Here is a 13,298-nt window from a genome sequence, read left to right as displayed (position 1 = left end):
CCTATTGGCTGTTGGCCGTCTGGGCTTCCTCGAGGAAGTGACCCACGACGTCGGGGCCGTTGGAGTGCAACTTGATGGACAGCTCGAGCAGCCTGTCCTTGACCTGCTTGGGCAGCAACTCGATCGACCGCGTGGTGGCCGAGTCGTATTTGGCTCCCGGAAACTGCTGCAGGAGAACATCTTTCTGTGCTTCGGTGGCGTAGATCTCGAGCAGCTTCATGCCGGCGAACGCCTCAATCGCCCGGTCCGCCATTCCGGCGTTCGCCAGCGCTTCCAGCCGTTCCTCGTTGATCCAGACGTTGACCTTGATGTTCTTTTCGGCCGTGCTCATGAGTTCTCCAAAGGGTTCAGCGTGAAGACCGGCAGCCTGTCTTTCAGGTACTCCTCGGTGACGAACGGCGACCCCTGCCCGTACTTGGCGGCGCTGTCCATCACGACTTCGAACACCTCGTGCCGCATCACCTTCTGGGTCGGCTTGACCTCGTCGGTCAGGATGCTTCGAATCAGGCTGCCGCTGAAGCTTTGTGACTGATCGTCATGTCCGCACAGGGCCGAGTTGGTGACCTCCTGGCAGACCGGGCAGTACCAGTTCTCCCGCAGGAACACCGGTTTGATCCCCAGCCCGCTGCGGTATTGCTTGAGGATGTTCTGGGAATCGTAGGGGTGGTAGAAGTCGCCCACGCCCGCGTGGTCGCGGCCGAACATGTGATGCGTGCAGCCCAGGTTGGTCCGCAGGATCGCGTGGAAGATGGCCTCCCTGGGCCCCGCGTAGCGCATGTCCCACAGCGTGAACGACACCAGGTGGACTTCCTCGCGGAAATACCCGCTGGCCCGCAATTCGTTCTGGGCCAACAGGATCGCCTCGTCGATGTAGTCCCCGACGCGCTTCTGGCCGATGATGGCGTTGACCAGTACGCCGGTGTTCAGGCTGTCGACGGGCTGGTCCTCGTTCGCCGCCAGCCACGCCTGCTTCATCAACGCCTCGTGGCCGGTGTGCGGAACGTTTCGGGTCTGATGGGCGACGGCGCGCTTCCAGTCTTTTTTCGCCAGCGCGTCCTGGTGCTGCCGCGGTGTGAGCCAGAAGCTCTTGAAGGGTTCGTTGAACACCGGTTCGTTGATGAGCGTGATGTCGCCGCCGATGAAACGATCCGCATACGCCCGCGTCTTCTTGACACCAGGATGCCGGGAATCGTTGGTGCCGTAGGTCTTTTCGGCCATGCGCTCCAAGTCGTACTCGTAGATCTCGGAGACCTCGAACAGCGCCATCGGGGCGTCGAGATATTCCAGGACGACGCTTTCGCCCTCCTTCACGCCGAATTTCTCGATGTCTTCGGCGGAAAGGTCGAACACGATCGGGATGCTCCACAGCGTGCCGTCGGGCAGCGCGAAGTCGTCCAGCGTGCTGTCCACTTCGCGCCGGCCCATGAACCCGCTGAGCGGGGTGAAGAAACCGTAGGAGAGGCTGATCACCTCGTGCGCGGTGGCTTTCGAGATCGGGATGCGCGGCAACCCGTCGATCCGGCTCGCCGCACCTTCGGTGGATACTCGTTCCACGATCGGCTTGCCGTTATGACCCTGGTAGCTCATGTGAGTGACCTCGTTTCGCGTAATCGGCGGTTGCCCGTGCGGTGAACGGCTCCCGCGGCCGTCCTTGCCGAACCAGGGCGCTAAGCGTCCCGGACCGCGCCCGAGATGACGCCCACCCGTTCGAGATGGGCGATCACTTCCTCGGCCAGCGTGTCCGCGTCCTTGTTGCCGCCGTCGAGCCGCAGCTCGGGCCGCCCCGGCGCCTCGTAGGGGTCGTCGATCCCGGTGAATCCCTTGATCTCGCCGGCGCGGGCTTTCTTGTAGAGGCCTTTGGGATCGCGCTGCTCGCAAATCTCGATCGGGGTGTCGATGAAGATCTCCTGGAAATCGCCGTCGTTCAGGGTGGCCCGGATCGCGTCGCGATCGCGGACGTAGGGGCTGATGAAGGCCGTCAGCGCGATGACACCGGATTCGCAGAACAGCTTCGCGACGGCGCCGATGCGGCGAATGTTCTCCTCGCGATCCTGGGCGGAAAAACCGAGGCCGAACCGCTTCGCGAACTCCGATCCGTGCCGCTCTTCGAGCAGTTCCGGGGCGGCGTTGAGGCCATAGCGGACGTTGTCCCCGTCCAGCAGGAAGCTGCGGATGCCCCGTTCGTAGAGCTTCTGTTCGACGACGTTGGCCACGGTGCTCTTGCCGCTGCCACTCAGCCCGGTGAACCAGACGACGCAGCCTCGGTGCCCGTTGAGGCTCTCGCGCTCGGCGCGGCTTATCTGATGCTCGTGCCAAGTGATGTTGTTGGCCATTCCCAGCTCCTGTTCACCACGTTTCAGCCGCGCATGGACGCATGCGCACGGATTCACACCGGCCGCATCGATCCTGGCCACCCACCTTCACCATATTGTTTATCAATCAATCCGGATCAGAACCAGTCCACCAGTAAAGATGGCCAACTTACGGAAGTTTGTCGCTGGACGGCGGTGACGCGGCGAGCGGCGGCGGTGGCGCGGCGGGCGGCGGCGGTGCGGCCGCCGGGGTGCAGACCGACGGGGTCTTTCCCTGTGTCACCCGCAACGCGGGGCGGGTCAGGGTGTCGAGGGCGCGGCTTCGAGGTCGGCCAGCTCGTCACACAGATGCTCCGCCAGCCCGCGGACGGTGGTGATCTTCGCGGGGCTGATGCGCACCCCCGTTTCGGTTTCGATGCGGGTGCGCAGCTCCAAGTTCCCCAGCGAGTCCAAGCCGTAGTCGGACAACGGCCGGTCCGGATCGATGGTGCGCCGCAGCAACAGGCTGATCTGTCCGGACACCAGTCGCCGCAGCGCCGACGGCCACTCCTCGCGCGGCAACGCCTGCAACTCGGCGAGGAACTTGCCGGTGTCCGGCTTGCCGTGGCCCGTCGAGCCGAACGCCTCGGCGAAGCGGCTGCGTTGCGCGAAGGAGGTCAGCCAGGGTGTCCCCGTGATCGGCGCGTAGCCCGAGTACGGGCGGTCGTAGCGCAGCAGCGTTTCGAATGCGCGGAACCCCTCGGCGGGCGAGATCGCGATGCCGGCGTCGCGGGCCAGGGCCGTGGCGCGGCCGACCTCCGACCACGCCCCCCACGCGATGGAGGTGGCCGGCAGGCCGCGGGCCCGCCGCCAGTAGGCGAATGCGTCCAGCCAGCTGTTGGCCGCGGCGTAGGCACCCTGCCCCGGCGAGCCCACCAGCGCGGCGGCCGACGAAAACGCGCAGAACCAGTCCAGGCACCGCCCGGTCTTTTCTTCCTGCAGCGCTTGATGCAGGTTCCATGCGCCGTAAGCCTTTGGCGCCCAACACCGATCGATGAGTTCATCGGTGACGTTCGCCAACGTGGCGTCCTCGACCACCGCCGCCGCGTGCAGCACGCCCCGCACCGGCAGCCCGGTCGCGGTGGCACACGCCACCAGCCGCTCGGCCGTGTGCGGCTCGGCGATGTCCCCGCATTCCACCGCGATGTCGGCCCCCGCGGCACGCAGCCGCTCGATCGCCTCGCGCGCGCGCTCGTCGGGTTGCGAACGCGAATTGAGCACGATCCGCCCGCAACCCGTCCCGGCGGCTTGAGCCGCCATCTGGCCGGCCAGAAACAGGCCCAGCCCACCGATTCCGCCGGTGATGATGTAGGCGCCGTCGGCGCGGAAGGGACGCACGGTTTCCGGCGGGACCACGGCCACACTGCTTCCCACCCGCGGCACGTCCAGCACCACCTTGCCGGTGTGCCCGGCGGCGGCGACCAGGCGCACCGCGGCGGCGGCGTCGCGAATCGGATAGTGCGTGGTGCTCGGCAACGGCAGTTCCCCGGCGGCGGTGCGCTGGTACACGGTGGTCAACAGGCGCCGAACCGTCTGCGGGTGGCTGGCCGTCAGCAGCGCGAGGTCGACGGCGAACATCGACAGGTTCCGGCGAAACGGGAACAGCCCCAGATGGGTATCGCCGTAGATGTCACGCTTGCCCAACTCGACGAAGCGTCCGCCCACGGCGAGCAGTTCGATTCCCGCGCGTTGCGCGGCGCCGGGAAGCGAGTTGAGCACCACGTCGACGCCGTATCCCGAGGTGTCCCGGCGGATCTGGTCGGCGAATTCCGTACTGCGCGAGTCGTAGACGTGCTCGATACCCATGTCCCGCAACAGTTTCCGGCGCTCGGGGCTGCCCGCGGTCGCGAAGATCTGACACCCCACAGCCCGGGCGATCGCGATGGCCGCCTGGCCGACGCCGCCGGTGCCGGAGTGGATCAGCACCTTGTCGGTCGGCGAGATGCGGGCCAGGTCGTGCAGGCCGTACCACGCGGTGGCGGCCGCGGTCGGGACCGCGGCGGCGTCGTCGAACGGCACCTCGGGCGGCAGCGTGATCGCATGCCGGGCGTCGGCGATGACGAAGGTTCCCCAGCATCCGTTGGGCGAGACGCCGCCGACGTGGTCGCCGACCCTGTGCTCGGTGACGTCCGGTCCGACGGCGGTCACCACCCCGGCGAAGTCACCCCCCAGCCGCTGCTGGTAGCCCTCGAACGTGGGATAGCGCCCAAACGCGACAAGAACATCCGCGAAGTTGACGGTCGACGAGGTCACCGCCACCTCGATCTCGCCCGGGCCGGGCGGCACCCGGTCGAACGCGGTGAACTCCAGCGATTCGAGGTCACCGGGAGCGCGGATCTGCAGGCGCATGCCGTCACCCCCGTGATCGACGACGGTGGTGCGCCGCTCGACCGGGCGAAGCGGGCCGGGCCGCAACCGCGCGGCGTACCACTGCCCGCCGCGCCAGGCGGTCTCGTCTTCCGCCGACCCGGTTTTCAGCTGCAGCGCAATGTGTTCGGGGTCGGTCGCGTCGTCCACATCGATCTGGGTCGCGCTCAGATGCGGGTGCTCGGAGTCAATCACCCGCATCAGCCCACGCAGCCCGGCCTGCGCCAGGTTGGCCGCATCGCCGGCGGTCACGCTCGCCGCGTTGCGGGTCACGAGGTAGAGCCGTGGCGATTCCCCGGGCAGCTCCGAGAGCTCACGGGCGACGGCCGCCAGGTGCGAGACATGATCCCGGCCGGCGTGCGCCTCGCCCACCGCGCCCTCCGCTGCCCCGGCCACCACGACGACCCCCGTCAGTCCCTTCAGCGGCGCGTGACCGTTGGAGACGGGCTGGCCGCCGCCGGACAGCAGGGCACGCAGCCGCGCGGTGTTCGGCGACCCGACGGGATCGGCGATCGAGACACATTGCCCGCCATCGGAATTCAGGGCCTCGGCAAGTCGCGCGGCAAACGGGTCGTGACCGTCGGACGCACCGAGCAGCACCCAGGAGCCCGGCTCGGTCTGCGTGGCCTCGGGCGCTTCCCGGGGTTCCCAGTCGATGGTCAACAGTCGCTCGTTGAGCAGCCGCTGGGCGTGTTCGGATTCGGAGGCGCCGCCGGCGAGCCGCAGTCCCTCGACGGTCAACAGCACCGTCCCGGACTGGTCCAGCACGTCGAGGTCGGCCTCGCATTCGCCGGGGCGCGAGGAGGTGACCCGGGCCAGGCAGTACTGCGCGTGGCGGGTCGAGTGGTAGGTGCGCAGCCTGCGCACCCCGACCGGCAACAGCAGACCGGCGCCGGCCTTGTGTACCTCGGGCGAGACGACGACCGACTGGAAGCACGCGTCGAGCAACGCCGGGTGCGCGGCATAGGCCGACTGCTGCGAGCGGATCGCGCCCGGCAGTGTGACTTCGGCCAGCACCGTGGTGATCTCCCCGTCGGCGACAAGCACCGCGGCCAGACCCGAAAATGCCGGCCCGTATTGAATCCCTACGGCGTCGAAGGCTTTTCGCAACTCCGCACCGTCCAGGCGGGACGGGTGGGCGGCGATCAGCGTCGCCATGTCGTGCGCGGGCGGCTGATCGGGCTCGGGTGAATCCGCGTTGTCACCGGGGAGAGCGCACAGGACCGCGCTCGCCCGGCGGACGCGTTCGCCGTCCTCGTGGGTGTCCACGGTGAAGTCGAGAACACCGGGGCCGGCGACCGTCGCGACCGAGGAGGCCTGCGTCCGGTCGTCCAGTAACAGGGTCTGCTCGAACCTGACGTCGCGGACCTCGGCGCGTTCCCCGAGCGCCGCGCGGGCGGCCCCCAGCGCCATCTCGCAGTACGCGGCACCGGGAAATGCTGCGACACCGTGGATTTGGTGATCGGCAAGCCACGGGTGCGCCTCGGTGCCCACCGCGCCCTGCCAGACGTGGCGCTCGGGTTCCTCCCGCAGATGCACGTGCGCTCCGAGCAGGGGATGGACGGCCTGGACCGCCGCGCCGTGGGCGGCGTGCTCGTTCCCCTCGCGACTCAGCATCAGCCGGCGATGCGTCCACGTCGGCAGCGGGGCGTCCACCAAACGCCCGGTCGGGTATTGGACGGAGAAGTCGATCACCGCGCCCGCGCTGTGCACGTCGGCGACGAAGCCGCGCAGACCACCCGGCAGCTCTCCCCCGCGAGCGGGTGGTGCGCCCGGCTCGCGTCGGCGCATGGCCGCCACGGCGGCGATGGGCATGTCCAGGCTGGCGGCGTTCTGCTCGACGGCGTGCGTCAGCAGCGGATGCGGCGCCAGCTCACCGAAGACGCGGAAGCCGTCCTTGAGGGCGGCCTGAACGGCGGACGCGAATCGGACGTTGTAGCGCAGGTTTTCGGCCCAGTACTCGCCGGTGAACGAGGGCCGTTCCCGCGGGTCCCAGAGCGTCGCGGAATAGTACGGAACCTCGGGCGCCATCGGTCGCAGGTCGGCGAGGACCTCGACCAACTCGTCGAGGATCGGCTCCACCTGCGGCGAATGCGAGGCGACGTCCACCGCGACCTCGCGGGCCAGCACGTCCTGCTCCTGCCAGGCCGCCACCAGATCGCGGATGGTCTGGGTGTCGCCGCCGACGACGGTCGACGTCGGCGACGCGACCACGGACAGCACGACGTCGGAGATGCCGCGAATCGACAGTTCCGACAACACTTGCTGCCCCGGCAGTTCCACCGATGCCATCGCGCCGCTGCCCGCGATCCGCGCCATCAGCTTCGAGCGACGGCAGATGACGCGCACACCGTCGGCCACCGACAACGCGCCCGCGACGACGGCGGCCGCGGATTCGCCCAGCGAGTGCCCGATGACGGCGCCGGGGCGCACGCCGTAGGACTTCATCGTCTCGGCGAGCCCGACCTGCATGGCGAACAGCGTGGGCTGCACCCGGTCGATGCCGGTCACCGCCTCGGGCGCCGCCATGGCCTCGGTCACCGAAAAGCCGGATTCCGCGGCGATCAACGGTTCGACGGCGGCGATCGTGGCGGCGAAAACCGGCTCCGTGGCCAGCAATTCGGCGCCCATCCTCGGCCACTGCGAACCCTGGCCGGAGAAGACCCACACCGGCCCGCGGTCGCCCTGCCCCACCGCGGGCCGGTACGGGATGTCGCCGTCGGCGACCGCGCGCAGCTCGGCGCCCAACTCGCCGAGGGTGCCGGCCGAGATCACGGTGCGCACCGGGCGGTGCGCGCGCCGGCGAGACAACGTGTAGCCCAGATCCGTCAGGCGCACCCCACTGTCGCCGTCCGGAGCACCGTGTTCGTCGATCCAGGCCGCCAGCCGGGCGGCCGTGACGCGCAGCTGCTCGGCGGAGGTGGCCGACAGGGGAAACAGCAGCGGCCCCACCGGTGGATCGGATGCCTGCGCCGGCGGCTGTCGCGGCGCCTGTTCCACGATGGCGTGCACATTGGTGCCCGACATCCCGTAGGACGACACCGCGGCGCGGCGCGGGTGGCTCCTGAGGGGCCATGGCGTATTGCTCTGCGGCACAAACAGATCGGTCTCGATCCGGGCCATCTCGTCTGGTAACCGGGTGAAGTGCAGATTCTGCGGGATCACGGCGTGCTGCAGCGCGAGGATCGCCTTGATCAGTCCCAGCGGACCCGACGTCGACTGCAGGTGACCGAAGTTCGTCTTCACCGATCCCACGGCGCAGGGAGCGCCGACGCCGTATACCGCTGCCAGGCTGGCGAATTCGATCGGATCGCCGACGGGAGTGCCGGTGCCGTGCGCCTCGACGAAGCCGACCGTGGCCGCGTCGACGCCGGCGATCTGCAAAGCCTTCCGGTAGACGGCGACCTGAGCCGTCTGCGAGGGCGCCGCGATGTTCACGGTGCGGCCATCCTGGTTGGCCGCGGTGCCGCGCAGCACCGCCAGGATGCGGTCGCCGTCGCGGTGCGCATCGTCGAGCCGCTTGAGCAACAGCATGACGCAACCTTCGCCGGACACGAAGCCGTCGGCGTGCACGTCGAAGGCGTGGCAGCGGCCGGTCGGCGACAGCATGCCCTGCAGCGAGCCCGAGACGGACTTGCGCGGTTCCAGGGTCACCACGACGCCCCCGGCCAGGGTGAGGTCCGATTCCCCGCTGCCAAGACTGCCGCACGCCTGGTGGACTGCCATCAGCCCCGACGAGCACGCCGTGTCGACGGTGACCGCCGGACCGTGCAGCCCCAGGGCGTAGGCGACTCGCCCGGACGCGAAGCTGTTGGACGTGCCGGTGAATCCGTACGGTCCTTCGGCCGCGCCGCAGTCGGCGGACAGCAGTTCGTAGTCACCGTGGGTCAGGCCGACGAACACACCGGTCTGCGATTGGGAAAGCGACGCGGGGTCCAGGCCGGCATGCTCGACGGCGTCCCACGACGTTTCGAGCAGCAGGCGGTGTTGCGGGTCGATCGCGATGGCCTCGCGCTCGGTCATCCCGAAGAAGTCGCAGTCGAACCCGCCGACATCGTCGAGGAACGCCCCCCACCGGGTCACCGATCGACCGGGCACACCGGGCTCGGGATCGTAGAACAGGTCGGCGTCCCACCGGTCGGCGGGAATCTCGCCGACGAAGTCGTCACCGCGCAGCAACGCCTGCCAGAGGCGGTGCGGGGAGTCGATCCCGCCGGGAAGTCGGCAGGCCATCCCGATGACGGCGACCGGTGTGGCGTTCACGGCACGCACAGTGCAAGTCCCCTATCTTGCCCGATCACTGAGGCGCGCGCGCCCGTGAGCATCGGCGCGCACCGTCTGGTCTCACGTTTTCAGCCTTATTATGCAGATGTCTGTTTAGCTTCGAACCAGGTCAGCTTAGCGGGAGTAAACAATTTCCGGTCGGCCTTGCAAAAACGGGCCGCGCCGGCCGAGCGCTCGCGAAACCCCCGCCGTCAGTGCGGAATTCCGGCAGCGCCTGATCCCGCCGGGGCGCCGCGACGTCCGGGCGCCGCGGGCGGCCGCCCAGGCGGTCGGAAACGCCTGATTCGCAAGGCGATTCGTGGCGAGCGCGCCGGCCGGCTACGTGTCGCTGGTCTGTTCGGAGTCGTCGGACTCGGCGTCGTTCGCGGGGTCCTCGATGACCTGATAGGCCGGATCGCTCAACAACATGGGCCGGTTGCCGCTCTGCTTGGGCTTGCCGGTGATCCGCAGCAACTGCCCGGGCGCTATGTCGGCCCCACCGCGTTCCGAACGGAACGTGACGCAGATTTCGCCGGTATTGTCCCCGACGACCACCTGGCGGCGCGTCCGCCTGCCATGGTTGATGTCCTCGACTTGATTGACCCGTCCCTCAAAGGTGGCCCGCTGGCCGGGTATCAGGCCCGACACCGTGATCGGCGCGGGCCCGCGGTCGGGGTGCTCATAGGCATCGACGTTCTGCTGTTCGTCTCGACTGATCCAGGCTTCCACCTTGTCGAGTTCGCGCGCGACCCGTTGCTCGAAGTTGTCCGGGTAGGCCTGCTGGATCCGGCTCTGCACGTCATAGGGCACGATCGTCGCCGCGGCATCGGGTATCAGGCTGACCGCGCGGGAGACCTTGTCCGCGGTGCGGTCGTGCAGCAGCCGCCCGAGCAGCGGCGCGTACGTGCGGCGCGGCAGCAACACCGTGACGTTGGTGTTGCGCTCCTCGTCGCGGGACTTGGCGACCAACACCTGCGCGGCCCGGGTGATCCGCCGGTCCGGGCAGTCCACCACCCGCAGCGGAGTGTCGAGTTCGAAGTGATCCCAACGCGTTCGGATCAACTGGGCGTGCGCTTCATCGACCATGAAGTGGACCGCGACCAGCTCATCGGCGCGCAATCCGCGGCCGTACCGCAGCGCTTCTATGACCGCGAGGTCAACCGAGTTCACGAACACGAAGACCTTGTGCCGGGCGTACTTCACCAGCTCGGGGCGGTCGGTGCGGAACATCTCGAGAATGGCTGCCTCGGCGCGATATTCACGGTTGAGTCGCATCAGCACGAACACCAGCAGCGGGAATACGACGACCACCAACCACGCGCCCTCGGTGAACTTGGCCACCGCGAAGATGCCGACCACGATCGTTGACAGAATCGCCGCGGACAGGTTGATCGCCAGCCGCCGCCGCCAACCCGGCTCGCGCCGCGTCAAATGGTGCTTCGTCATTCCGTAGCCCGCCATCGAGAACCCGGTGAACACGCCGATGGCGTAGAAGGGCACCAGGGCGTTGACCGAACCGCCCGTCGCCAGTAGCAGCGCCACCGACAGCGCGGTGAGCGCGATGATGCCGTTCGAAAACACCAGGCGGTGACCGCGTTTCATGAGCTGGCGCGGCAGGAAGCGGTCTTCGGCGACGAAACTCGCCAGCGCCGGAAATCCGTTGAAACTGGTGTTGGCACCGGTGTACAGGATGGCCGCCGTCGCGACCTGGACGAGGGTGTACAGGACGTTGCCGATCGGGCCATTGCCGAAGACCGCACGGGCAACCTGCGACAGCACAGACGGATATCCGGCCTCATACGGCGTCGCGTGGGTGACAAACGTCAGATACGCGACACCGGCCAGCAGGAAACCGAGGATGCAGGCCATGGTGGTGAGCACCCGGCGGGCGTTGCGGCCCTGCGGCTTACGGAAGACGTTGACCGTATTAGAAATCGCTTCGACTCCCGTCAGCGAGGACCCGCCGTTGGCGAACGCACGCAGCAGCACCAGCACCGTCGCACCCATCACCAGCCCGTCGCCCCGATGAATCGGCACCGTCCCGGCAATGTGTTGGGCATCGTAAGTCGGTAAATGCCAGAACAATTGGCGGATGACGCCGGTCACGATCGTCAGGCCGATCATCGTGACGAAAAAGTAGGTCGGGGCCGCGAACTGCACGCCGGCTTCTTTGAGCCCGCGCAGGTTCGCGTAACAGATGACCAGCACCACGCCCACCGTGATCGCGAGGCTGTAGGGCCCCAGCACCGGGAGGGCCGACGCCACCGCGACCGTCCCGGCCGCCGCCTGCACCGCCACCGTGACGACATAGTCGATCAGCAGCGCCGCCGCGGCCACCTGAGCCACCCGGGGTCCGAAATTTTCCCGCGCGACGATGTAGGAACCGCCCGCGCGCGTGTAGGCCATCACGACCTGCCGGTAAGACGCGGCCACCAACACCAGAATCACCAAAATCGCCGCGTTGATGGGCAGCAACAGGGCAAAGGCCGCGAGCCCGGCGTTGGGCAGCAACTCGATCAAAATCTGTTCGGTGCCATACGCGGTGGACGAGATCGCGTCCGGTGACAGAGCGCCCAGCGCAATCGGATTGGACAACTTCTCGGTCGACAGGCTCTCGTTGATCAGCGGTTTTCCCAGCAAGATGCGCTTGGCGATGTCCCCGACCGAGGTTGGGATGTACGTCTTGCCCGCCGTCGTCGTCACGACATGCATTCTGCCGGTCGCCCGGCCGGCGCGGCAGGCAGTCGGGCTAAGTCAGTCGCTGCACGGCGGCGGCGATCCGCTCGTCGGCGGCGGTCAGCGCGACCCGCACGTGTCGCGCACCGCGCGGGCCGTAGAAATCGCCCGGCGCCACCAGGATGCCGCGCTGCGCCAGCCAGGCGACGCTGTCGTGGCACGGCTCGCCGCGGGTCGCCCACAGGTAGAGGCCGGCTTCGGAATGGTCGACGGTGAACCCGGCCGACACCAGCGCGGGCAGCAGTGCCGCGCGGCGCCGCTCGTAGCGTTCCCGCTGCGCCAGCTCGTGGGCGTCGTCGTCCAGGGCCGCCACCATGGCCGCCTGCACCGGCGTCGGCACCATCATCCCGGCGTGCTTGCGCACGGCCAGCAGCTCGGCGACCAGCTCGGGGTCGCCCGCCACGAAACCGGCCCGGTATCCGGCCAGTGACGAGCTCTTCGACAGGGAGTGGATGGCGAGCAGGCCGGTGTGGTCACCGTCGCAGACCGAGGGGTGCAGGACCGACAGCGGCTGGTCGTCCCAGCCCAACCCCAGGTAGCACTCGTCGGAGGCCACCAGGCAGCCCCTGTCGCGGGCCCAGCCGACCACCTTGCGCAGGTGGTCGACGCCAAGCACACGTCCGGTCGGGTTGCTCGGCGAGTTCAGGTAATACAGCGACGGCGACTGCGGACCCAGCTGGGTCAGCGAGTCGGCGCGCAGCACCCGCGCCCCGGCCAGCCGGGCCCCGACGTCATAGGTCGGATACGCCAGTTCGGGCACCACGATCACGTCCGCGGGGCCCAGCCCCAGCAGCGTGGGCAGCCAGGCGATGAGCTCCTTGCTGCCGATCACCGGAAGCACGGCCGCCTCGCCGAGCCCGGTGATGCCGAACCGGCGGTCCAGCGCGGCGACCGCCGATTCGCGCAGCCGGGCGGTGCCGGCGGTGGCCGGATATCCCGACGCGGCCGCGGCGCCGACCAGCGCGTGCTGGATCACCGGGGCGACCGGGTCGACCGGGGTGCCCACGGAGAGGTCGACGATTCCGCCCGGGTGGGCGCCGGCCAGCGCCTTCGCGTCGGCCAGCGTGTCCCAGGGGAACGCCGGCAGCGCCGCCGACACCGCGGGCCGGCGTTTTTTGAGCTGGTGGGGCACCGGGTCGCTCAGTCGCCCTCGCCCTGCGGCGGCAGGTCCTTGACCACCTGCGGGTCGTTCTCGGTCATGCCGACCTTGGCCGCGCCCCCGGGCGATCCCAGCTCGGCGAAGAAGTCGGCGTTGATCTGCGTGTACTGGCTCCACTGGTCCGGCACGTCGTCTTCGTAGTAGATCGCTTCGACCGGGCACACCGGCTCGCACGCCCCGCAGTCGACGCATTCGTCGGGGTGGATGTAGAGCATCCGAGCGCCTTCATAGATGCAGTCGACGGGGCATTCCTCGATACAGGCTTTGTCCTTGATGTCGACACAGGGTTCGGCGATCGTGTACGTCACAGACGTTCCTCCATGTACTAGGCCATCTTTTGGGCTCAACTGTGGGCTGCTGTTCAGCTCGCACCGGCGCGTCCGACCGATTCCGATGAAGCTTTCGGTTACTGATACTAGACG

General features: G+C 68.4%; 7 protein-coding genes. All 7 read right to left on the bottom strand.

Annotated elements, in window-relative coordinates; all coding sequences use genetic code 11:
• Position 1: 1 nt before the first annotated feature.
• On the bottom strand, positions 2-331 hold the full coding sequence (locus AC5Y5B_RS05730; RefSeq protein ID WP_112633038.1) for a DUF6955 family protein: 330 nt from the start codon (positions 329-331) through the stop codon (positions 2-4).
• The gene (gene sat / locus AC5Y5B_RS05725) at positions 328-1,587 is read right to left on the bottom strand and encodes a sulfate adenylyltransferase (protein WP_112633037.1); all 1,260 of its coding nucleotides are present in this window, start codon (positions 1,585-1,587) and stop codon (positions 328-330) included. The genes AC5Y5B_RS05730 and sat overlap by 4 nt, the downstream gene beginning before the upstream one ends.
• Before the next feature lie 80 nt (positions 1,588-1,667).
• Complete coding sequence (cysC, locus tag AC5Y5B_RS05720; protein ID WP_112633079.1) at positions 1,668-2,333, bottom strand: adenylyl-sulfate kinase; 666 nt, start codon at positions 2,331-2,333, stop codon at positions 1,668-1,670.
• A gap of 279 nt (positions 2,334-2,612) precedes the next feature.
• Positions 2,613-8,990 (bottom strand): sulfolipid-1 biosynthesis phthioceranic/hydroxyphthioceranic acid synthase, encoded by a 6,378-nt coding sequence (gene pks2 / locus AC5Y5B_RS05715; RefSeq protein ID WP_500004279.1) that lies wholly within the window; start codon positions 8,988-8,990, stop codon positions 2,613-2,615.
• 330 nt (positions 8,991-9,320) lie between these two features.
• Complete coding sequence (locus AC5Y5B_RS05710; protein WP_430918841.1) at positions 9,321-11,693, bottom strand: amino acid permease; 2,373 nt, start codon at positions 11,691-11,693, stop codon at positions 9,321-9,323.
• A 37-nt stretch (positions 11,694-11,730) separates the two neighbouring features.
• Positions 11,731-12,816 (bottom strand): succinyldiaminopimelate transaminase, encoded by a 1,086-nt coding sequence (dapC, locus tag AC5Y5B_RS05705; protein WP_112633077.1) that lies wholly within the window; start codon positions 12,814-12,816, stop codon positions 11,731-11,733.
• 41 nt (positions 12,817-12,857) lie between these two features.
• A complete protein-coding gene (gene fdxA, locus AC5Y5B_RS05700; protein ID WP_007773662.1) occupies positions 12,858-13,184 on the bottom strand; it encodes a ferredoxin in 327 nt (108 codons plus the stop codon).
• Positions 13,185-13,298: the final 114 nt, after the last annotated feature.

This window comes from Mycobacterium sp. NGS33, from assembly GCF_059812885.1.
The sequence above is the reverse complement of the archived record's forward strand: the minus strand, read 5'-3'. Positions and strand labels throughout refer to the sequence as shown.